Origin of the sequence: Streptococcus koreensis (assembly GCF_003627135.1) — a bacterium.
Classification (GTDB): domain Bacteria; phylum Bacillota; class Bacilli; order Lactobacillales; family Streptococcaceae; genus Streptococcus; species Streptococcus ilei.
Window position 1 is genome coordinate 950,723 of record NZ_CP032620.1, and the last position, 21,587, is coordinate 972,309.

At 43.9% G+C, this 21,587-nt stretch carries 19 protein-coding genes; 12 read left to right on the forward strand and 7 right to left on the reverse strand.

What is annotated here, in order from left to right:
• Positions 1 to 157 precede the first annotated feature (157 nt).
• Entirely contained in the window at positions 158 to 1,504 is a 1,347-nt protein-coding gene (gdhA, locus tag D7D50_RS04915) for an NADP-specific glutamate dehydrogenase (protein WP_120701641.1), read from the reverse strand.
• Positions 1,505 to 1,877: 373 nt separating this feature from the next.
• On the opposite strand from gdhA, the gene D7D50_RS04920 reads away from it, so the two are divergent.
• The 5 genes from D7D50_RS04920 to D7D50_RS04940 all read left to right on the forward strand — a co-directional run bounded on the left by D7D50_RS04920 (position 1,878) and on the right by D7D50_RS04940 (position 7,713).
• Positions 1,878 to 2,813, forward strand: coding sequence for a dihydroorotate oxidase (locus D7D50_RS04920; RefSeq protein ID WP_120701642.1), 936 nt, complete (start codon positions 1,878 to 1,880; stop codon positions 2,811 to 2,813).
• Between the two features lie 285 nt (positions 2,814 to 3,098).
• Positions 3,099 to 3,293 carry a hypothetical protein gene (locus D7D50_RS10245; RefSeq protein ID WP_227877765.1) on the forward strand — a complete coding sequence of 65 codons (195 nt, stop codon included), beginning with the start codon at positions 3,099 to 3,101 and terminating at the stop codon, positions 3,291 to 3,293.
• 270 nt (positions 3,294 to 3,563) lie between these two features.
• Complete coding sequence (gene msrB / locus D7D50_RS04930) at positions 3,564 to 4,499, forward strand: peptide-methionine (R)-S-oxide reductase MsrB (protein ID WP_120701643.1); 936 nt, start codon at positions 3,564 to 3,566, stop codon at positions 4,497 to 4,499.
• Between the two features lie 250 nt (positions 4,500 to 4,749).
• Positions 4,750 to 6,027, forward strand: coding sequence for a CapA family protein (locus D7D50_RS04935; RefSeq protein ID WP_227877770.1), 1,278 nt, complete (start codon positions 4,750 to 4,752; stop codon positions 6,025 to 6,027).
• An 18-nt stretch (positions 6,028 to 6,045) separates the two neighbouring features.
• Complete coding sequence (locus D7D50_RS04940) at positions 6,046 to 7,713, forward strand: MutS-related protein (RefSeq protein WP_117744668.1); 1,668 nt, start codon at positions 6,046 to 6,048, stop codon at positions 7,711 to 7,713.
• A gap of 110 nt (positions 7,714 to 7,823) precedes the next feature.
• Here the strand turns inward: D7D50_RS04940 and D7D50_RS04945 are convergent, their stop codons facing one another.
• Positions 7,824 to 8,699: a helix-turn-helix domain-containing protein gene (locus D7D50_RS04945; protein WP_117744667.1), complete on the reverse strand. Its 876-nt coding sequence runs from the start codon at positions 8,697 to 8,699 to the stop codon at positions 7,824 to 7,826.
• A gap of 248 nt (positions 8,700 to 8,947) precedes the next feature.
• Here D7D50_RS04945 and D7D50_RS04950 point away from each other — a divergent pair, with 248 nt between their 5' ends.
• The 5 genes from D7D50_RS04950 (at position 8,948) to D7D50_RS04970 (ending at position 14,660) form a co-directional block, all read left to right on the forward strand.
• A complete protein-coding gene (locus D7D50_RS04950) occupies positions 8,948 to 9,781 on the forward strand; it encodes an HAD family hydrolase (protein WP_117744666.1) in 834 nt (277 codons plus the stop codon).
• 52 nt (positions 9,782 to 9,833) lie between these two features.
• A complete protein-coding gene (locus D7D50_RS04955; RefSeq protein ID WP_117744665.1) occupies positions 9,834 to 10,466 on the forward strand; it encodes an SGNH/GDSL hydrolase family protein in 633 nt (210 codons plus the stop codon).
• A gap of 335 nt (positions 10,467 to 10,801) precedes the next feature.
• Positions 10,802 to 12,577, forward strand: coding sequence for a pyruvate oxidase (gene spxB, locus D7D50_RS04960; protein WP_006148113.1), 1,776 nt, complete (start codon positions 10,802 to 10,804; stop codon positions 12,575 to 12,577).
• A gap of 87 nt (positions 12,578 to 12,664) precedes the next feature.
• A complete protein-coding gene (locus D7D50_RS04965; protein WP_120701644.1) occupies positions 12,665 to 13,012 on the forward strand; it encodes a VOC family protein in 348 nt (115 codons plus the stop codon).
• A gap of 208 nt (positions 13,013 to 13,220) precedes the next feature.
• On the forward strand, positions 13,221 to 14,660 hold the full coding sequence (locus tag D7D50_RS04970) for a 6-phospho-beta-glucosidase (RefSeq protein WP_120701645.1): 1,440 nt from the start codon (positions 13,221 to 13,223) through the stop codon (positions 14,658 to 14,660).
• Positions 14,661 to 14,785: 125 nt separating this feature from the next.
• Here D7D50_RS04970 and D7D50_RS04975 read toward each other — a convergent pair whose 3' ends face one another.
• Positions 14,786 to 15,319, reverse strand: coding sequence for a hypothetical protein (locus D7D50_RS04975; protein ID WP_120701646.1), 534 nt, complete (start codon positions 15,317 to 15,319; stop codon positions 14,786 to 14,788).
• Between the two features lie 203 nt (positions 15,320 to 15,522).
• On the opposite strand from D7D50_RS04975, the gene D7D50_RS04980 reads away from it, so the two are divergent.
• Positions 15,523 to 16,212, forward strand: a complete 690-nt coding sequence (locus D7D50_RS04980) for a response regulator transcription factor (RefSeq protein ID WP_120701647.1) — start codon at positions 15,523 to 15,525, stop codon at positions 16,210 to 16,212.
• Entirely contained in the window at positions 16,212 to 17,093 is an 882-nt protein-coding gene (locus D7D50_RS04985) for a sensor histidine kinase (protein WP_023024309.1), read from the forward strand. The genes D7D50_RS04980 and D7D50_RS04985 overlap by 1 nt, the downstream gene beginning before the upstream one ends.
• A 143-nt stretch (positions 17,094 to 17,236) precedes the next feature.
• Here D7D50_RS04985 and D7D50_RS04990 read toward each other — a convergent pair whose 3' ends face one another.
• The 4 genes from D7D50_RS04990 to pabB form a co-directional block, all read right to left on the reverse strand.
• Positions 17,237 to 17,989, reverse strand: coding sequence for an ABC transporter permease (locus D7D50_RS04990; protein ID WP_120701648.1), 753 nt, complete (start codon positions 17,987 to 17,989; stop codon positions 17,237 to 17,239).
• 54 nt (positions 17,990 to 18,043) lie between these two features.
• The gene (locus D7D50_RS04995) at positions 18,044 to 18,952 is read right to left on the reverse strand and encodes an ABC transporter ATP-binding protein (protein WP_120701649.1); all 909 of its coding nucleotides are present in this window, start codon (positions 18,950 to 18,952) and stop codon (positions 18,044 to 18,046) included.
• Between the two features lie 285 nt (positions 18,953 to 19,237).
• Positions 19,238 to 19,852 carry an alpha/beta fold hydrolase gene (locus D7D50_RS05005; protein ID WP_120701650.1) on the reverse strand — a complete coding sequence of 205 codons (615 nt, stop codon included), beginning with the start codon at positions 19,850 to 19,852 and terminating at the stop codon, positions 19,238 to 19,240.
• Positions 19,849 to 21,579, reverse strand: coding sequence for an aminodeoxychorismate synthase component I (gene pabB / locus D7D50_RS05010; protein WP_120701651.1), 1,731 nt, complete (start codon positions 21,577 to 21,579; stop codon positions 19,849 to 19,851). The genes D7D50_RS05005 and pabB overlap by 4 nt, the downstream gene beginning before the upstream one ends.
• Positions 21,580 to 21,587 lie beyond the last annotated feature (8 nt).

The window sequence follows — 21,587 nt, forward strand, 5'->3', positions numbered from 1 at the left end:
CTGATTTCATCAGCTTTTACAGCCCTACTCAACTGTGCGGAGGTGGGACGACGAAATCGAATTCTAACGAATTACTGATTTCTGTCCCACTCTCTTTTTTTATCAAGAAAAACACCTCCGAAACTAGGGGTTTCAGAGGTGTGGCAAAAGAATCAAATTAAACAATACCTTGGGCAATCATCGCATTTGCAACATTTTCAAAGGCTGCGATATTGGCACCAGCAAGATAATCTTTACCAAGACCGTAGGTTTCAGCAGTTGTTTTAGCAGTGTTGAAGATGTTGGTCATGATATCTTTCAAACGACCATCCACTTCTTCTCGTGTCCATGAAAGACGGAGGCTGTTTTGGCTCATTTCAAGAGCAGATACAGCAACCCCACCAGCATTGGCGGCTTTGGCAGGTCCGTAAAGGATGCCATTTTCTTTGTAGACTTTGATGGCTTCAAGGTTGCTTGGCATATTAGCTCCTTCAGAAACAACTTTAACACCTTGAGCAACTAGGCGTTTAGCTGCTTCACCGTTAATCTCATTTTGAGTCGCACATGGAAGAGCGATGTCATAGTTGCCAGCATAAGTCCATACAGAACCTTCGTAGTAAGTAGCAGTTGGCTTTTCTGCAGCGTATTCTGTCAAACGAGCGCGACGTTTTTCTTTGACGTCTGTAAGAAGGTCAAAATCAATACCGTTTTCGTCGATGACATAGCCGTTTGAGTCAGAGACTGAGATGACAGTTGCACCAAGTTCAGTTGCTTTTTGAAGAGCGTATTGGGCTACGTTACCAGAACCTGAGATCACGACTTTCTTACCAGCAAAGCTGTCGCCGTTAGCTTTAAGCATTTCTTCAGTATAGTAAACCAAACCATAACCAGTTGCTTCTGGACGGATCAAGCTACCACCGAAACCAAGAGGTTTACCAGTCAAGACACCGGCATCAAATTGGTTAAGGCGTTTGTATTGACCGTAAAGGTATCCGATCTCACGTCCACCGACCCCGATATCACCAGCTGGGACATCAAGAGAAGGACCGATGTGTTTTTGTAATTCTGTCATGAAGCTTTGGCAGAAGCGCATTACTTCAGCGTCAGTTTTTCCTTTAGGATCGAAGTCAGATCCACCTTTACCTCCACCGATAGGAAGGCCAGTCAAGACGTTTTTAAAGATTTGTTCGAAGCCGAGGAATTTCAAGATCCCTTGGTTTACAGTTGGGTGGAAACGAAGTCCGCCTTTATATGGACCTACAGCTGAGTTAAATTGGACACGGTAACCACGGTTCACTTGAACCTTTCCATCACGGTCTACCCAAGGAACACGGAAAGAAATTACGCGTTCTGGCTCAGTGATACGGGCCAAGATGTTTTCTTCAATGTATTCTGGATGTTTTTCAAATACAGGTTCCAAAGTGCTAAGGAACTCTTCAACAGCTTGAAGGAATTCTGCTTCATGACCGTTGCGAGCTTTTACGGTTTCGAAAGTGCTTTGGATATATTCTTTTGCAGTTGTCATCTTGTTTCTCCTTTTTGATTGAAACGACTTCCAGCAAATTGGCTAATTACTGGCATCTGGAGGCACTGCTAGAAGCAATGTCATGTTTTATTACGTGGAACATTATAACAGACTTTTTTTGACTTGTAAAGAAAAAAGTTGAATTTTCAGAAAATTTCCACAGCTAATAGAGGATGGTAAAAAGATACCTACCTTGGACTTGCTCCAGTTGAAATAATGATACGATTTTTAGCCTTTTTTGAGCGAAAATCTACTCCTTTTCGAGTAATGTCTTGTTATTTCCGGACGATCCTTCCTCTTTTTTATTTTTTTAGCCATCCATCCTCTTTTTCATGCTATAATGACTGTAAGAATTTATTTCAAGGAGTAGAAGATGGTATCGACAAAAACAACTATTGCAGGTTTTGAGTTTGACAACTGCCTGATGAATGCCGCGGGTGTAGCCTGTATGACAATTGCAGAACTTGAAGAAGTAAAGAATTCTGCTGCGGGAACATTTGTGACGAAAACTGCGACCTTGGAGTATCGTCAAGGGAACCCAGAGCCACGCTACCAAGATGTGCCGCTAGGATCTATTAACTCGATGGGCCTTCCCAACCAAGGCTTGGACTATTATTTGAATTACTTGTTAGAATTGCAAGAAAGCGATCCAGATCGGACCTTCTTTCTATCTCTTGTCGGCATGTCTCCCGAAGAGACCCATACCATTCTAAAAAAAGTGCAAGACAGTGACTTTAAAGGCTTGACGGAATTGAACCTCTCTTGTCCCAATGTTCCTGGTAAACCTCAGATTGCCTATGACTTTGAGACGACCGATCGGATCTTGTCAGAGGTATTTGGCTATTTCACCAAACCTCTTGGCATCAAGTTACCACCTTACTTTGATATTGTCCACTTCGATCAAGCTGCAACGATCTTTAACAAATACCCACTCAAGTTTGTCAACTGCGTCAACTCGATTGGAAACGGCCTTTATATCGAGGATGAATCCGTTGTGATTCGTCCTAAGAACGGTTTTGGTGGAATTGGTGGGGAATACATCAAACCGACTGCTCTGGCTAATGTTCATGCCTTTTACCAACGTTTGAATCCAGAGATTCAGATTGTGGGAACCGGTGGGGTCTTGACTGGTCGTGATGCCTTTGAGCATATCCTTTGTGGCGCTAGCATGGTGCAAATCGGAACCACGCTTCATAAAGAAGGAGTGGTGGCTTTTGACCGCATTACAGCTGAGCTTAAAGCCATCATGGAAGAAAAAGGCTACCAAAGCCTGGAAGATTTCCGTGGGAAATTGCACTACATTGACTAATCTTTCGAAAAGAACTTCCTCAAGTGGATGCTTGGGGATTTTTTCATGGATTCTTGTCAATGGAGAACATTCTGTTCCTAGTTTTAGAGAAATTTCATTTTTATAGAGAGAAAAAGGTGTACAATGAAGGTGAAAAGGAAGGTGGTTTATATGGGAGAAAGGGATGTGATTCAAGAAGCAAGAACGATGATCAAAACTCTTCGAACAGCCTTTTCTAGGGACTTTATCCCCAGTCCAGATGCCCTTCGATTTTAGGAAAATCTAAATCATATTTTGGAAGTTTTATTGAGGGCAAGACAGGTAGACAATCGCCTATTGATCGAGTTGGAGAAGTTTTATCAGAATGCGAGTTTATTGATTGGTTTGAGTGGGCTTCGTTTGAATGAAGAGTCCTTTCAAGCCTGGCGGGCTTACGATCACTGGCATTACGAAGCTGTGAAATCTCAGTTACAGGTATATGGACCAAGCATGATCTTGTAAGCCACTGAGTGTTTGCTTAAGAAATATTGAGGAGGTGTGTGACATGTCTCTCGTGCATGATTTTTTTCATCAGTTTTTAGTATCTATACGGAATCTTGGTTACTCGCTCTTTTTCTTATTTGAAAAATAAGCATCTCCGAATCCCTTTTACTAGTACAGTAGAAGGGATTTTTGATGCAGAATCCTTGAAAATCTGAGGCTATTGGATTATGATGGAGCTAATAGATGTCAAGCGTTCCTTGTAGGGAATGCGGGAAGCGAGGAAAAAAGATGGCAGAGATTTATCTAGCAGGTGGCTGTTTTTGGGGCTTAGAGGAGTATTTCTCACGGATCCCTGGTGTAGAAAAGACAACGGTGGGGTATGCCAATGGCCAGGTGGAAACAACCAATTACCAATTGATCAAGGAAACGGATCATGCAGAGACCGTTCAGGTCGTCTATGATCCAGACAAGATTACCCTCCGAGCGATTCTACTCTACTATTTCCGTGTAATTGATCCCTTCTCCATTAACAAACAGGGAAATGATCGAGGGCGTCAGTACAGGACGGGTGTCTATTACCTAGACGAGGCAGATCGTGAGGTGATCGCCCAAGTGTTTGCGGAGCAAGAAGAACAACTGGGAACTAGGATCGTAGTTGAGCTAGAACCGTTACGCCACTATATCTTGGCTGAGGACTACCATCAAGACTACCTCAAGAAGAATCCTGGAGGCTATTGCCATATTGATGTGACAGATGCTGACCAACCCTTGATTGATCCGGCAGCCTATCCAAAGCCCAGTCAGGAGGAATTAAAGGCAGGATTAACAGAGGAGCAGTACCGAGTCACCCAAGAAAGTGCGACAGAGCGTCCTTTCCACAATGCCTATGATCAGACCTTTGAAGAGGGGATCTATGTAGACATTACGACGGGGGAACCTCTCTTCTTTGCCAAGGATAAGTTTGCGTCTGGCTGTGGATGGCCGAGTTTTTCCCGTCCCATCGCTAAAGATGTCGTTCACTATTACCAGGATCATAGTCACGGGATGGAGCGAATTGAAGTTCGTTCCCGCTCAGGCAATGCCCACCTCGGCCATGTCTTTACTGATGGACCAAGAGACCAAGGAGGTCTTCGCTATTGTATCAATTCGGCCTCTCTACGCTTTATTCCTAAAGAGGAAATGGAGGCAGAGGGATACGGGGACCTACTCAGGCAAATGCACTAAAAGAATGATTGAGAAAGGGGGCCCTGAGCCCTCTTTTTTTAATTTCTTTAGTCCCTCCGTTTATCTATTCATGGAAGTTTAGGTCAGTCTGTTTTCTTTTGTCAAAATTGTGTTACAATGAAAAAAAGGCCTGCCAGATGACGGAGTGGCCTTTGATGAGAGCAAGAGAAATGGATAGGAAGAGAAGAAGATGAAGAATTGGAAGGATCTCCTAAAGAGATGGAGTGAGGTCGGGAAAGATATCCTCACGATGCTTAATGACTGGCTTGATATTGGATTGGAAAAGGTGACAGCTTTCCGCTTGACCAACGAACAGTTTGTCTATGGATTGCTGATTACAGTATTTGCGGCTGCAAATCTGGTCTTATGGGTTCAAAAATGGAATGGCTTTCCCATTACAGCACTAGAGATGCCGGAAGTTGTTGAAAAACAAGAAGAAATCCATCCGGATCAGTTACCGCATACCGCTCGGATCATGGCAAATGGGGATCAACTCTACCATGACTTGATTTATATGAGTGCAGCCAAGGAAGATGGAAGCTATGATTTTTCTGAGAATTATCACTATGCTCAGGAATGGTTGAAGCAAGGGGATCTGGTTTTGGGGGATTTTGAAGGTACTATCAATTCGGATTATGGCCTTTCTGGATATCCGATTTTCAATGCCCCTGGGGAGGTAGTTGCTTCGATCAAGGATGCGGGCTATCAGGTGATGGACCTGGGACATAACCATATCCTCGATTCTGGCTTGGAAGGGCTGTTTTCGACTGCGAAAGCCTTCGAAGATGCGGGGATCCAAACGGTTGGTGTCTATCCGCATGAGACGCGAGGTCAAGCCCCTATCCTGATTAAGGAAGTAAATAGAATCAAGATCGCGATTTTGGCTTATTCCTACGGCTTTAATGGGATGGAGTATAATCTGGAACAAGAGGACTATGACAATCGTCTATCGGATCTCAATGAGGAGCGGATGCGTCAAGAAATCCAAAAAGCTGAGATGGAAGCGGACATTACCATTGTCATGCCTCAGATGGGGATTGAATATGAATTAGAGCCAACAGAGGAACAAAAGGAGCTATATCATAAGATGATTTCTTGGGGAGCTGATATTGTCTTGGGTGGCCATCCTCATGTCGTCCAACCTGCCGAGATTGTGGATAAGGATGGACAACAGAAATTGATCATTTATTCTATGGGGAATTTTCTTTCGAATCAGCGACTGGAAACCATGGAAGGGATAGAAAATGCTCAATGGACGGAACGGGGTGTTCTGATGGATATCACCATTGAGAAGGTAGGGCGTAAGACCCGGATCAAAACAGCAACAGCTCATCCTACTTGGGTCAACCGGACGCCGAAGGGCAGTTATTCTCCTGAAGGCTATGAACTCTATCATTTCCAGACTTATGTCTTGGAGGACTGGATTGAAGGAGGCAAGTATCGGGATCAATTGAATGATGAAACAAAGGCGCGTGTCGATACAGCCTACCAGGAAGTGAAAGAACGTGTGAATTTGAATTGGCAATAGGAAGGGGCGAATTAAGGAATGGACAAACTTGGATGGTTACCAATTGGATTTGTTGGACTGATCATCGTTATGACTCTAACAAATCAGCTATCAACGATTCTTCTGAGAAAAAAATTAGCCAAGGCTTGGGAGGGTAAACCTTTTTTCATAAAAAAAGATAGTGAAGAAAGTTTAGCGGAAACAATGCTCTTGGCTTCTGCACTCCAACCGACAGATAGCCAAGTAGACGGTCAGACTTGGCATGATTTGGACCTCTATAGAGTCTTTGATCAGTTGAATTATACACAGTCTAGTATAGGGGCTGAGGCCTTGTATCAGAAGATGCGTTTGATTAAATTTCAACCAGAAGCATCCTTGCAGGAGTTAGAGGATTTTTTTGACCATCACCCTGATCTTCGTCTCGAGGTTCAAGTTGTCATGAACCAATTAGGAAAAAAGAACCACAATATGGCTAGAAGTATTGTGGCTAATCCAGGGAAACAGGATTCGAAGATCTATCTTTCTCTCTATATTTTCTTAGCCTGTTTGCCGGTCTTCTCGCTTTTCTTCCTTCCATTTTTTAAAATTCAAGCGATGATGGTCTTGGTGGCGAGTGCGACCTTCAATATCATTTTTTCGAGCATTCGGAATTGGTCGAATAAAATGCGCTTGGATCGAGTTAGTTACTTGGTTCGTATCTTTGCCTCAACGGAAAAGCTTAGCCATTTAGCGATTCCAAAACAAGAAGCCCTCAAACAGGCTGTCCAACCATTTAAGAAGACGAAAGTTATTTCCGGAATCTTACAAAGTCCAACAGGAAGCTCAGATATGGAAATTATTCTGATTTACCTTAATTTTCTTTTCTTAATTCCGCAGATTGCTCAAGTTTATATCTATCAGCAAGTGAGGATTCATCAGAAAGAAGCTCAGGAAGCGATCAATCTTTTGGGAGAATTGGAAGTAGCCATCAGCCTTCTACGCCATAAGCGTGATGTTGATTTGGTCTGTCATCCCAGCTTTAAACAAGAAGTCGGGATTAAAGGTAAGGGAGTCTACCATCCTTTACTAACGGATCCGGTTGCTAACGACGTTCGTTTTGAAAAAAATATGGTGATTAGTGGGGATAATGCCTCAGGGAAATCTACTTATCTAAAAATGGTAGCCATTAACTGTATTCTAGCTCAGGGCTTGGGCTTCGCCTATGGCGAAAGTTTGGAGCTTTCTTATGGACATGTCATGACTTCTATGGATGTCAGCGATGATATTGAGGTTGGCGATAGTTATTTTATTACAGAGAGCAAAACGATTCTCCGAATGATTGAGAGTCTGGAAAAGTCTGGCTTTCATTATTTCTTTATTGATGAACTCTTTAAGGGTACCAATACCATTGAGCGAATTGGATCTGGCTTGGGGATTGTCCGCTGGCTATCTAGACATGATTGCTTGTATATGATTTCAAGTCATGATATTGAGCTAGTCGCGGCGTCTGGTGCAGTAAATGATAACTATCATTTTGATAGTCGTTATGTCGACGGGGAAATCGTCTTTGATTATCAGATAAAGCAGGGGGCTGCAGTAACGAAGAATGCGGTCAATACATTGAAAAGCCTCCATTTCCCTTCAGAAATCACTCAAACTTCTCAAGAATTAATAAGGCAATATGAAGAAACAGGGAAATGGTCTTTACATAGCATGATCGAGAGTTAAAGAGGTAAGTTGCCTCGTTTTATCTGAGATTTCTACTGGTAAAAAACTAAAAGCCCCTGGAACATAAGTTTCAATTGTGTTCCGGGGGCTTTTACTATTGGCTCCATTGGTTAAAGACATGCTTTTCTGTATTGACTTGGAGTGATCTGATAGTATTTCTTGAATTGGCGATTAAAGTTTGAGAGGTTGTTGAAGCCAGATTGGCTAGCGATATCAATGATTGCCAGATCGGAATGCTGGAGGAGATGGGCAGCTTTTTTCAGCCGATATTGGATGATGTACTCCATACAAGAGATCCCTAATTGTTTCTTAAAGAAATTCATAAAGTGGGTCGGACTAAAGTGGCACAAGTCTGCTAATTGCTCAATCATAAGCTCCTCTTGGTAATGGTTCGAAATATGGTCGAGGACCAAACGAATTTTTTCTTCTCTTCGATAAGCATCCGTTGAAAACTTCTTCTCGACAATATAGTGGTGAGAAAAGAGGAGATAGAGGAGTTCATTGAGCTGGGATTTGAGTCGAAGTTCATAGAAGGGACCTTGTTCTCTTCCGTTTGCCATACAGGTTAAGAGGCTCTGTTTGATTTCTTCGTAACCGGGTGATTGGGCTTGAATCCGTCGAACAAATTCAAAATCACCATTGTAGAGGGGTTGTAAATATTTTAGAGTGGCAATATTTTTATGAGTGATTCCGATCAGGTCCAGATTAAAATGGAGGACATCCATGGTATGGGAAGAACTCTGGATGGGATGAATGGAGTGAAGGGCATTAGGGCGGATCAAAATAATATCGCCTGGTTGACTATGAAAATATTCATAGTCGATATGGAATTGAGCAGTCCCTTCGTTGACATAAATAATCTCAATATCAGTGTGCCAATGAAATAAAATATCCGGTTGGCCATTTTGGGTGCGAATCTGTTTGATTGAAAATGGGAAATCGCTATTGGTAAAGGATGTTTGGCGGTATAAGGTCTTTGTGTTCATGCCTACCTCTTAGATCTTTTCGGGAGTAGCAGACGCTTTGATTAGGTGTGAGAGAGGGTCTGCTAGTTACTTCATACAGGGAAAATCTATTATCTATATTATAATAAAATTGGACCGAAAATTAAAGAGGATTCGGTGGAATTTCTAAAATTTTAAGGGTGGGGAGAAGGGAGCGCTTGTGGAAAAGAAACCCCAAAATGACTAGGAAATGGTGTATAATAGGGAAAAGATAGAAAGAGGTGGCTGGTATGATACAAATGATTGCGACAGACATGGACGGTACTCTGATGGATGCGCAAGGAGAGATTGACCGTGAGCGTCTGAGCCGCATCTTGGATCAGCTAGACCAAAGAGGGATTCCCTTTGTTATTGCGACGGGGAATGGCTATAGCCGTATGGCTCATGTCTTGGGAGAGCTGAAAGATCGCGTCACCTTGGTTCTAGCCAATGGTGCACGGATATTAGAGAAGGGAAAGCTCATCCGAGAGTGTAGCTGGCCTGAAGAGCTGGTGCAGGAGGTCTTGCGCTATCTAGAAGGTCGAGAAGAAGAACTTCATCTGGTCGTCAGTAGCCTATCTGGAGCCTATGCCAAGAAAGGAACAGAGTTTCCTCTTTTAGAGCAATTGATGACGCCTGAGTTAGCTGCAGCTTTTTACAGACGGATGCGCTTTGTGGATGATCTGGTCCAAGAGCATGGTGAGCAGGTTCTGAAGATAAGTGTCGTCACTGACACTGAAAAAGTCGGAGCCTTTGTGCAAGAGTTGCGCGAAGAGTTTGGGGAGCGCCTGCTTCCAGCAGCTAGTGGCTATGGGGCCATCGATATTCTGCAACCGGAGGTCAATAAGGCTACAGCCATTCAATTCTTGGAAGAACAGTGGGGCGTTGATGGTGGGCATTTAATGGCATTTGGCGATAGCCAAAACGATGTGGAAATGCTGGAGTTAGCGACCTATTCCTATGCGATGGAAAATGCGGACGTCCATGCTCGACAAGCAGCCCGCTACACAGCGCCATCTCACCAAGAAGGTGGGGTTTATGAAATGATTGAAGCCTATTTGGACGGAAGACTAAGTTTCGACTAGGCGAGTAATCTACCGCACATAGTTTCTACCATACGAATCGAAAGGAGTCTTTATGGCTGTACAATTATTGGAGACCTGGCTCTTGAAAGAACAGGCAAAAATACAACAGAACTACCGAGAGCTGAATCAAAATCCTTTGAAGGAACCCGATATTCTTTTTATAGGCGACTCTATCATCGAATACTATCCTCTTCAGGAGTTGCTTTTGACGGATCAGTATATGGTGAATCGGGGAATCAGAGGCTACAAGACAGACCTCTTAAGAGAGAATCTAGATGCCCATATTTTTGGTCAAGCAGTGGATAAGATTTTCCTACTAATCGGAACCAATGACATTGGCAAGGAAATGCCCTTGTCAGAAACCATTGATAACATGTCCATAATCCTCCAGGAGATGGTGCGACTCTTGCCCTTGGCGCAAATCAAACTTGTTTCGGTTCTCCCTGTGAATGAGGGAGAAACCTACAGGGGGACAGTCTATATCCGGACCAATCAAAAGATTCAGACCCTGAATCAGGCTTATCATGAGCTGGCTCAAGGAATGATGAATGTCGAATTTATCAATGTTTTTGAGAGCTTGCTCGGTGAAGATGGCCAGCTCAAACCAGCTTATACAACAGATGGTCTTCATTTAACAATTGAAGGATACAGGGTTTTGAGTAAGGCTCTTCAAAACGAACTATAACCCATCCTAGCAGGGAAAATCTATTTTCCGCTAGGATTTTTTGATACCTTCTGTGGAACAGTTTGGTAAAGCGCTCCATTTTGTACTAATTTCATAAGATCTAAAAACCTTGCTGTTATGCGGTTTATTCCTTCTGTTATAAAATAGTTTGCAGAAACAGAACAGATTTTGCTGTTGTGTTATGTAATAGTTTCAGGTGTTCAGTGAGCATATTCTTATACAAGGGCAATAAAACGTGATAAATTGATATAGTAAAGTTGTTTGAAACGTTTTCACTCTTTGTCGAATTCAGTTCAAAGACTGACAATTATTTTTATTGAAGGAGAGTTATCATTATGACTCAAGGGAAAATTACTGCATCTGCAGCAATGCTCAACGTATTGAAAACATGGGGCGTAGACACTATCTACGGTATCCCATCAGGAACACTTAGCTCACTTATGGACGCTTTGGCTGAAGACAAAGATATCCGTTTCTTGCAAGTTCGCCACGAAGAAACAGGTGCTCTTGCAGCGGTTATGCAAGCTAAATTTGGCGGTTCTATCGGTGTTGCAGTTGGTTCAGGTGGACCAGGTGCGACTCACTTGATCAACGGTGTTTACGATGCAGCTATGGATAACACTCCATTCCTTGCTATCCTTGGATCACGTCCAGTTAACGAATTGAACATGGATGCCTTCCAAGAGCTTAACCAAAACCCAATGTACAACGGTATCGCTGTTTACAACAAACGTGTCGCTTACGCAGAGCAATTGCCAAAAGTGATTGACGAAGCTTGCCGTGCTGCCGTTTCTAAAAAAGGTCCAGCTGTCGTTGAAATTCCAGTAAACTTTGGTTTCCAAGAAATCGACGAAAACTCATACTACGGTTCAGGTTCTTACGAGCGTTCATTCATCGCTCCTGCTTTGAACGAAGTTGAAATCGACAAAGCTGTTGAAATCTTGAACAACGCTGAACGTCCAGTTATCTACGCTGGTTACGGTGGTGTTAAAGCTGGTGAAGTAATCACTGAATTGTCACGTAAAATCAAAGCACCAATCATCACAACTGGTAAAAACTTCGAAGCGTTCGAATGGAACTACGAAGGTTTGACAGGTTCTGCTTACCGTGTTGGTTGGAAGCCGGCCAACGAAGTGGTCTTTGAAGCAGACACAGTTCTTTTCCTTGGTTCAAACTTCCCATTTGCTGAAGTATACGAAGCATTTAAAAACACTGAAAAATTCATCCAAGTGGATATCGACCCATACAAACTTGGTAAACGTCACGCCCTTGACGCTTCAATCCTTGGTGACGCAGGTCAAGCAGCTAAAGCTATCCTTGACAAAGTGAACCCAGTTGAATCTACTCCATGGTGGCGTGCAAACGTGAAGAACAACCAAAACTGGCGTGATTACATGAACAAACTCGAAGGTAAAACTGAGGGTGAATTGCAATTGTATCAAGTTTACAATGCAATCAACAAACATGCTGATCAAGACGCTATCTACTCAATCGACGTAGGTGACACTACTCAAACATCTACTCGTCACCTTCACATGACACCTAAGAACATGTGGCGTACATCTCCACTCTTTGCGACAATGGGTATTGCCCTTCCTGGTGGTATCGCTGCTAAGAAAGACAATCCAGATCGCCAAGTATGGAACATCATGGGTGACGGTGCATTCAACATGTGCTACCCAGACGTGATCACAAACGTTCAATACGACCTTCCAGTTATCAACGTTGTCTTCTCAAATGGCAAATATGCCTTCATCAAGGACAAATACGAAGACACAAACAAACACTTGTTTGGTTGTGACTTCCCTAATGCTGACTATGCGAAAATCGCTGAAGCGCAAGGTGCTGTAGGATTTACAGTTGACCGTATCGAAGACATCGATGCAGTTGTTGCAGAAGCTGTTAAATTGAACAAAGAAGGTAAAACTGTTGTTATCGATGCTCACATCACTCCACATCGTCCACTTCCAGTAGAAGTACTTGAGTTGGATCCAAAACAACACTCAGAAGAAGCTATCAAAGCCTTCAAGGAAAAATACGAAGCTGAAGAGCTTGTACCATTCCGTCTCTTCTTGGAAGAAGAAGGGTTGCAATCACGCGCAATCAAATAATTCCTCTCGTCGTATTTATTCTTTGATTTTCATAGAGAGAAACTTAAAAAGATCGGAGTTATCCGGTCTTTTTCTGGAGGATAACAAATGAATTTAAATCAATTAGATATTATCGTTTCAAATGTTCCCAAAGTCTGTGTTGACTTGGAGCGTATTTTGGATAAAAAGGCTGATTATGTTGACGACGGTTTTGTTCAGTTTACAATTGGCAGTCATTGTCTCATGTTATCACAAAATCACCTGATTCCTTTGGAAGATTTTCAGTCAGGAATCATTCTACACATTGAAGTTGAAGATTTGGAACAGAATCAAAAGCGTTTGAAAGAATTAGGGATTGAGATTTTACATGGTCCAGTTGTGACCGGTTGGGGAACAGAATCCCTGTTAGTTGAAGGCCCTGCTGGTCTAGTTATTGATTTTTATCGTATGAAATAGGATGCTTAGTCATTTGAAGTTAACCATAATTATTCTTAAAACAGAATATGAGAATATGAACTATTGAAAGATCGGAGTCATCCGGTCTTTTTATGTTGCGCTTGAATAGAAACAATCTTAGAATAGTATCAGTTTTTCCTAGGATGCTGTAAGACTTTCGGATTAGACAGGGATATAATAGATTTAAGGATGAAAGCGAGGTAGGAATATGACTGACAAACTACAATTTCCAGATGGTTTCCTTTGGGGTGGGGCGACGGCTGCCAACCAATGTGAAGGAGCTTATAATGAAGATGGCCGCGGCTTGGCCAATGTGGATGTGGTACCGATTGGGCCTGATCGTCACGCGATTATTACGGGTCAGAAAAAGATGTTCGACTTTGAAGAGGGCTATTTTTACCCGGCTAAAGATGGTATTGATATGTACCATCGCTACAAGGAAGACATTGCCCTCTTTGGGGAAATGGGCTTTAAAACTTATCGACTTTCTATTGCTTGGTCACGGATCTTCCCACAAGGGGATGAACTGGAGCCAAACGAAGCGGGACTACAGTTCTATGAAGACCTCTTTAAGGAATGTCACAAGTATGGCATTGAGCCCTTGGTGACCATTACCCACTTTGACTGTCCCATGCATTTGATTACCGAGTACGGTGGTTGGCGCAACCGCAAGATGTTGGGCTTTTATGAACGTCTCTGTCGGACCCTCTTTACTCGTTACAAGGGCTTGGTCAACTACTGGCTGACCTTTAATGAAATCAATATGATCCTCCATGCGCCATTTATGGGAGCGGGTCTCTGCTTCGAGGAAGGGGAGAATGAGGAGCAGGTCAAATACCAGGCAGCCCACCATGAGTTGGTCGCTTCAGCCATTGCCACTAAGCTTGCCCATGAGATTGATCCGAACAACAAGGTCGGCTGTATGCTGGCAGCAGGGCAAAATTACCCGCATACTTGTGCTCCGCGTGATGTTTGGGCGGGTCTAGAAGAAGACCGCAAGAACTACTTCTTCATCAATGTGCAGGCGCGTGGGGAATACCCTAACTATGCTAAGAAAGAGTGGGAACGTCAGGGAATCACGGTTGAGATGACCGAGCAGGACCTTCAATTATTAAAAGACTATACAGTGGACTTTATTTCCTTCTCCTACTATGCCAGTCGGGTCGCTTCAGGCGATCCAGCTGAAAGGGAGAAAACAGCGGGCAATATCTTTGCCTCTCTGAAGAACCCCTACCTAGAAAGTTCAGAATGGGGTTGGCAGATTGACCCTCTGGGTCTCCGCATTACCCTCAATACCATCTGGGATCGTTATCAAAAGCCTATGTTTATCGTGGAAAATGGATTAGGGGCAGTTGATACACCTAATGAAGCGGGGGAAATCGAGGATGATTATCGGATTGCCTACCTGGCTGCCCACATCAAGGCTATGCGAGATGCCATCCATGAAGACGGCGTCGTCCTCTGGGGCTATACGACTTGGGGTTGTATTGACCTGGTCTCTGCTGGGACAGGAGAAATGAAGAAGCGCTACGGCTTTATCTATGTTGACCGGGACAACGAAGGCAAGGGAACCTTAGCCCGTTCGCGTAAGAAATCCTTCTATTGGTACAAAGAGGTCATTGCGACCAATGGGGCTTCTGTTGAGTAAAAGTCTCCTCTAGAGCTAAACCATCTTCTGGATGACTCTCTGACAGCAAACTAAAAAGCTTAGAATCCCAACCAAAGCTGGGGTCCTAAGCTTTTTGTATGTCGTTAAGGCAAGTCCTTATTGATTTACTGGTCGTAGTCTAAGACATTGTTTTCGATGACAAACTTAGATTCAGCGGAAATGCTGGCTTCTCCTAGTTGCAACTGAGAACTTCCGTCTGGTTTCATGATGTGCCACTGACCGTCCTTGTGGGCAAAGATAGCCTGAAATGTGACGTTATCACTCTTGTCTCGAATCGGCAGAACAAATGCTTGATCTGTATTCTCTAAGAGAATCTCTTCTTTTTTTTCAAAGTTATAGATATAAAATTGCCCAGTTCTTTGCCCTAAACCATGAAGTTCATCGACTTTTTGCCAATTTTCAAAATTTTTCTGAACTAGGGATTCATTAAAAATCTTGTTGAAGGTTTCGTTCCGTTTCTTGGTTTCTTCCTCGTCTAGTGTTTTCTGAAACTCTGCAACCTTTTTAGTCGTTTGGACGGTTTGTCTGTTTTGCTCCCTGATTTGCTGGCGGTGGATGACTCGCATCATTCTTGCACCAACGCCCAGGATGACGAGAATGGATACAAGGCTGATTTGAGTTTTGGCATTTTTTTTCATAGATGATTCTCCCTATTGTGTCATTGGTCCTATTATACCCTTTGAAAGAAAGGATAGTCAAGTTCATCTTGTGATGACCTACCATGCAGCTCTACCTGGGGACTATAGGATTTTATCAGATTTTCATTGACGAAGGTCCCTTTATTTGATAGGCTAGGGGAATAGAAATGATTTCGTAAGCATAGAAAAGAGGAGTGAGGCAAGTGGCACGCATCTTATTAATTGAAGATAATAATGATATCCAAGAAATTTTGTATAGTCTCTTAAGCGAAGACCATGAGGTGCTTCAGGCTTTTTCAGGTACAGAAGGGCTACGACTCTTCCAGCAAGAAAGCATTGATTTGGTCCTTCTCGATATCATGCTCCCTGGGAAAAATGGGGATCAGGTCCTTGAGGAAATCCGTTTGCAGAGTCAGGTACCGGTCATCATGATGACAGCTCTTGGTGATAAACACCTCATTAGCCAGTATCTCCTTGCAGGTGCCAATGATTATATCGTCAAGCCCTTTAATCTGGATGAGGTGGCGGCTCGGGTGACGGTGCAACTGAGAAATAACCTCACTCCGGCACAGGAAGCTCCATCATCGAAAAAGCTGACTGTTAAAAATCTGGTTCTGAACCCAGAAACCTTTGAACTGGAGTCTGGAGAAAAAACGCTTCGCTTAGGTAAAAAGGAATTTCAAATTTTTGAAACTTTATTGGCGCATCCAAAGAAGATTTTCACCAAAGAAGAATTGTATGAGGCAGTCTGGGAAGAAGTCTATCTGCCTGGAGACAATACGCTCAATGCCCAATTGAGCAATCTCCGAAAGAAAATTGCCCAACTCGATCCTAATGAGGATTACATTGAAACCGTCTGGGGCTTGGGGGTTCGCTTGAAAGGAGACAAGTAATGTGGGGAGTCGTTCTAGTTCTAGTCTTCCTTGTCCTTCTCTTGGGACTGGGCTACGTTCGCCTGCTTTCTGCCTTAAGAGATTTGCAGGAGCAGATTCAAAAGAAGCTCCAAAATGGGAGTGGGGTACGGTTGACGTCACGTGTTTCAAATAAAGAATTGGTCGCCTTGACCAAACAGGTCAGTGAGCTCTTTGACCAGATCGAGCGGACCAATCGGATTGCCTTTCAAGAGAAGAAAACCTTGGATATGGCCATCAGTAATATTGCTCACGATATTCGGACGCCTTTGACCATTGCGTCTGGTTATACCCAACAAATCATCAAGGGTGGGACGCAAGAAGAGGAAAAACTGAAAAAAATTGCTTCCAATCTTCAAGTCGTCTCAAAACGCTTGGAATCACTCTTGGAATACAGACGCTTGATGGAGGGTGCCATTCAGCCTCGGCTTTCAGACGTTAATCTCAGCCAAGTCCTAACCCAGCAGTTATTCCAGTATTATGATAGCTTGTCTGAGGCGGGGATTGCACTAGAGGTAGAGTTAGAAGAGCATCTCCATTATGCTACTGATCCGGAGCTGTGGGAGCGCCTCTTGCAAAATATGCTCAGCAATGTCCTCAAGCATGGGAAGGAAGAGGCCCGTTTGACCCTGACTTCTGATGTGGAGACAATTCGGGTCGAACTGCGAAATATTGTGCAACAGCCGATTCAACACTTAGACCAATTAGCTAGTCGCTTCTACTCCGAAAATCTATCGGACACAGAGGAGTCTTCTGGCCTGGGTCTCTACATCATTCAAAATTTTGTAGAGATCTTAGGGGGAGACTTGCAACTGGCAACGGAGGCAGACTGGTTTATCTTAACCATTACATTAAAAAAATGAGAGTGGGACAGAAATCGGTCATTCGTTAGAATTCGATTTCGTCGTCCCACCTCCTCACAGTAGAGTCCACTCAACCACTGCGTCTTGCTCGACAATCCAAAGACAATTGAGAGGCTAGGACTTTTGTCCCAGCCTCTTTGTTTTTATAAATCTTTGTGTTTAAAGGTAGCGAGTCCCAGGAAGCCGAAAACAAGGATGAATCCAAGGGCGATAGAGAGGGTATTGTTGGTTGCGATCGTACTTTTGACCATGGAATATTGGAATTCCAAGTTTAGATAGTGCAAAATGTCGATGTCTTTAAAGAAGAGCGCAGGAAGGCTTAAGAAGATATTTCCAACGAAGTAGCCAACGAAAGCCAAGGTGATGGATTGGCTAGCGTAAAGAAGGAAGGAAATGATGCTGACCCAAGCCAGGGTGGAAAGGAACTGAATCAGCACGGTCAGTCCAAAATGAGCAAGGAAGTGCTCTGGCATGGTTCCAAGTCCATTGTAGAGGGTCGCGATCAAGAAGACGAGACCATAAGAAACGAGAAATTGGAAGAGGGCAATGGTCAGGACAACGGCGCTTTTAGCAAAGTAGTAGCTGGTGCGCGAAACCCCATAGGCCAGATTATTCTTGTATAAGTTTTGCGTTAAGTCTGTTCCTAGAACCAAGGTGATGACAATAATGGTAAAGAGGATAGTCACACTGATGCTGGAAGAGTAGTTGGTCAAGGCTTTAAAGCCCGTCCAAACTTCGGTTGCTTGGGGTAATTTGGATTCCGTATTGACGCCGACGTGGCCGGTAGCTCCAAAGATGACTCCAGACAGGATGTTGAGAACGAGAATGGCTTCTGTAATCCAAAAACCTTTAGAGCGAAAAAGTCTGTAAAAATCTGCTTGAATGGTATGCAACATGATAAATCTCCTAAATGAAATATGTGGGATAAGTAATGCAAGACGGTGGGTTGACTAGTCTACCAAGTCCGTAAAGAATTTTTCCAGATCTTGGCGGGCATAGTAGATTTCATCCACGTCAATATCCTCTTGAACGAGCGCTTTGACAATAACTTTAATATCGTGAGTCTGTCCAAAGATATGGATTTCTCCATCCTTATCGATGACCTTGATACGGTGATGGAGCTGATCCTGGATCAGTTGACTGGCAAGAGCTAGTTGGCTAGTTTTGAGGATGATGTAATCTTCTCCTTGTTCTTCGAATTCAGCCTTGCTAATTTCTTTGATCAGGCGTCCTTGGTCGACAATGCCAAAGCGATTGGCAACCAGATAAAGTTCGGAGAGGATGTGACTGGAAATGAGGATGGTCATGCCGAGTTCATCGTTGAGGCGCTTGATCATCTGGCGGAATTCCTTGATTCCGACAGGATCGAGACCATTGATGGGTTCGTCCAAAATGAGGAAGTCGGGCTTGGCAATGAGCGCAATCGCAATTCCCAACCGTTGTTTCATACCGAGTGAAAAATCGCGGAATTTCTTCTTACCCGTATTATTCAGGCCAACATAGTTCAAGGTTTCTTTGATGACCTGGTCGGGATTGGGGATATGGCGAGCCTTGCAGTAGTAGACTAAGTTTTGGTAGGCGGTCATATGCTTGTGAGCCACAGGACTTTCAATGACAGATCCGACCCGTTTCAGGGCTTGTGTCCACTGAGAGCGATTCGTGGAAGCGAAGAGGGAGACGCTTCCGTCAGTTTCTTGAATCAGCTGGGTGATGACCTTGATGAGGGTGGTTTTCCCTGCCCCGTTCTTACCGATGAGGCCGTAGACGTCGCCTTTGCGAATGGTGAGATTCACATCATTTAAGGCGTATTGTTGACCGAACTTTTTACTCAAATGGGAAATTTCTAATACTTTTTCCATGGTTTTCTCCTTCGTCCAAATGACTAGTTGTTTTCTTTACACTCTTAGTATACAGCTTGCTTTTCAAATAACTATCAAGCAATTCTCAAATATTTCTAAAAAAAGAGAGTGGGACGGAAATCGGTAATTCGTTAGAATTCGATTTCGTCGTCCCACCTCCGCACAGTTGAGTAGGGCTGTAAAAGCTGATGAAATCAGCGTAGTAGAGCCCACTCAACCACTGCGTCTTGCTCGACAATCCAAAAATAATTGAGAGGCTAGGACTTTTGTCCCAGCCTCTTCATTTTAGAACCCACCAACAAACTCCTTGATGGCTTGCGCGAGTTCATTGGGTTTCTGAGTATTGAGTAGATGGCCCCCGTCTGCGATTTCTAGATAGTGACCTTTAGGCAGGAGATTGGCCAACTTTTTAGAAGAAGCCTGATTGGCCCCATCTTTGCTGCCGCAAATCACTAAGCTAGGAAGAGGGCAAGTTTTAGCGGTATCGGTTAGATTGAGGCTTTTTAATTCGGTAAAGATTTGCAACATGTGCTGTTTATTGGCCCCCTGCTTTTCAAAGACATGTTTGGGAATCAGACGAAAAAGGAGAATTTGGAGCCGATAGAGGAGATTGGTGTTGAGTTTGTATTGCGTCCCTGAAAGCACCAAGCCCTTGAGTTGTTGCAAGTCTCGGCTGGAGAGATCGAGAGCGAGAACGCCTCCCAGTGAGAGTCCAACCAGAATAAAGGGTTCGCTTTCTTGTTGGAGGTACTCCGTCAATCTTTCTTTGGCCTCCTGGTAGCTTTCGCTTGGATGGGAGAAAATAGCGAAAGATTCAGATTGCAAGGGGGAAAGTGCATCTTGGACCCCTTGCCAAGAGTGGGCATCCTGTCCTAGGCCATGTAAAAAAATAAGTTTCATTCTGATTCCTCTCTAGTGAAATCGAGTGGATAGAGGCCACGCAGGGCATTGCAGGCATAGACTTGGTCAGCGACTTCTAAATCCTTCAGCGTTAACAGTTTTTCTTCTACTTGTCCAGTTTCTAAGAGATGGCGGCGGTAAATCCCGTCGAGGATAGGGAGGTGAGCTGGAGGCGTGTAGCGCTGGCCGTCAATCTCTAGGATGAGATTTCCGATGGTCGTCTCTAGCAAGGTTCCGTCTTCTAAATAGTAGATCTGCTCCTGTTCTGACCGGCTGAGATGGTCTCTCTGACTCGTTTTGAAATAGGTAAAAGGTCGGTCTAATGGAGCAGTTTGTTTTCTTAGTTGAGCTTGCAGATAGCTAGCTGGCAAGTCCTTCAGCTCGGCAATAGCCAGCTTGAAGGCCCCGTTTTTTTGCAAGGCAATGCGGCAACGATAGTCAAGGCTAGGATCCAAATGGGCAAGCTCTTCTTGAAGTTTTTTCAGGAGTTTTGGCTCATCATAAGGATAGGTAAAGTAGCGACTGGCCTCTCTCAAACGGGTCAGGTGTTGCTCTTTGAAAGTCAGCTCTCCTTGGTGGATGCGGCCGGTCGTCAGGAGCTCAAAGCGAGGCTCTTGTCGGTAGAGAACAGCAGACTTTTGCTTGGTCTCTTGGTATTCACTTTCCCATTTGCTGTCCCAAGTGATGCCCCCTCCTACGCCATAGATGGCTTTGGTGCCTTGCATTTGAAGGGTTCGGATAGCCACATTGAAGATCCGTTTCCCTTTTGGAAGAAGGATACCGATCGTTCCACAGTAGACTCCGCGAGGAGCAGCCTCTGTCTTTTGAATAATTTCCATAGTAGAGATTTTCGGTGCCCCTGTAATCGAACCACAAGGAAAGAGGGCTTGGAAGGTTTGAACCAGGTCGATCTCTGGGCGCAAGCGACTTTTAATGGTCGACGTCATCTGCCAAACGGTAGAGTATTGCTCAACTTGGCAGAGACGGGTCACCTGCTCACTTCCAATTTCCGAAATCCGGTTCATATCATTGCGGAGGAGATCTACAATCATCATATTTTCCGCTCGATTTTTGGGGTCTGCTTCTAACCAAGCTGCCTCTTCAAGATCAGCTTGGTTGGTGAGGCCACGACGAGTAGTCCCCTTCATGGGGCGCGTGGTCAATAGCCGATCTTCTTGTTCAAAAAAGAGTTCAGGGCTGATAGAGAGGATGGACACATCATCGTGCTGGATAAAGGCATTGTAATGGGCCTTTTGCTCTACCACTAAGCGATTATAGATGGCCAAAGGATCAGCCTCTAGCTCTTGAGAAAGCTGGACAGTATAGTTGACCTGGTAGGTATCTCCTTGACGGATGTGGTGCTGGATGGTCTCAATGGCTTCTTGATAGGCAGGCGCCTCGACCTCTTCCTTCCAGTTGGCAGGTAGGTCCACAGCCTCATAGTCCTCTGGGAAAGGAAGGGTTTCTACTTTCTCGTGAATGGTGAAGTAGAGGAGATACTCTCCCATGAGAGGTGCAGGATGGACAGCTAATTTTTTCTCAAAAGCAGGAGCAGCCTCATAGCTGACATAGCCTACGGCATAAAAACCAGCTTCTTGGTAAGTTTCCACTTCTTTAAGAAGGTCCTCGACTTGATCTATGTCTCTGGTTTTTAATTCCCTTATGGGCTTGGTGAAAAGCTGTCGCAATCCAAGCTCTTTAAAATCAATAATGGTTTGTTTGTGCATGCTTTGAG

Excerpts from the sequence above, each read along its gene's own strand:
- msrB (WP_120701643.1), top strand. The coding sequence starts at position 3,564 with ATGGCAGAGATTTATCTAGCAGGTGGCTGTTTTTGGGGCTTAGAGGAG.
- D7D50_RS04940 (WP_117744668.1), top strand. The coding sequence starts at position 6,046 with ATGGACAAACTTGGATGGTTACCAATTGGATTTGTTGGACTGATCATC.
- D7D50_RS04920 (WP_120701642.1), top strand. The coding sequence starts at position 1,878 with ATGGTATCGACAAAAACAACTATTGCAGGTTTTGAGTTTGACAACTGC.
- D7D50_RS04965 (WP_120701644.1), top strand. The coding sequence starts at position 12,665 with ATGAATTTAAATCAATTAGATATTATCGTTTCAAATGTTCCCAAAGTC.
- gdhA (WP_120701641.1), bottom strand. The coding sequence starts at position 1,504 with ATGACAACTGCAAAAGAATATATCCAAAGCACTTTCGAAACCGTAAAA.
- D7D50_RS05005 (WP_120701650.1), bottom strand. The coding sequence starts at position 19,852 with ATGAAACTTATTTTTTTACATGGCCTAGGACAGGATGCCCACTCTTGG.
- D7D50_RS04990 (WP_120701648.1), bottom strand. The coding sequence starts at position 17,989 with ATGTTGCATACCATTCAAGCAGATTTTTACAGACTTTTTCGCTCTAAA.
- D7D50_RS04985 (WP_023024309.1), top strand. The coding sequence starts at position 16,212 with ATGTGGGGAGTCGTTCTAGTTCTAGTCTTCCTTGTCCTTCTCTTGGGA.
- spxB (WP_006148113.1), top strand. The coding sequence starts at position 10,802 with ATGACTCAAGGGAAAATTACTGCATCTGCAGCAATGCTCAACGTATTG.
- pabB (WP_120701651.1), bottom strand. The coding sequence starts at position 21,579 with ATGCACAAACAAACCATTATTGATTTTAAAGAGCTTGGATTGCGACAG.
- D7D50_RS04950 (WP_117744666.1), top strand. The coding sequence starts at position 8,948 with ATGATACAAATGATTGCGACAGACATGGACGGTACTCTGATGGATGCG.
- D7D50_RS04995 (WP_120701649.1), bottom strand. The coding sequence starts at position 18,952 with ATGGAAAAAGTATTAGAAATTTCCCATTTGAGTAAAAAGTTCGGTCAA.
- D7D50_RS04970 (WP_120701645.1), top strand. The coding sequence starts at position 13,221 with ATGACTGACAAACTACAATTTCCAGATGGTTTCCTTTGGGGTGGGGCG.
- D7D50_RS04945 (WP_117744667.1), bottom strand. The coding sequence starts at position 8,699 with ATGAACACAAAGACCTTATACCGCCAAACATCCTTTACCAATAGCGAT.
- D7D50_RS04955 (WP_117744665.1), top strand. The coding sequence starts at position 9,834 with ATGGCTGTACAATTATTGGAGACCTGGCTCTTGAAAGAACAGGCAAAA.
- D7D50_RS04975 (WP_120701646.1), bottom strand. The coding sequence starts at position 15,319 with ATGAAAAAAAATGCCAAAACTCAAATCAGCCTTGTATCCATTCTCGTC.
- D7D50_RS04935 (WP_227877770.1), top strand. The coding sequence starts at position 4,750 with ATGCTTAATGACTGGCTTGATATTGGATTGGAAAAGGTGACAGCTTTC.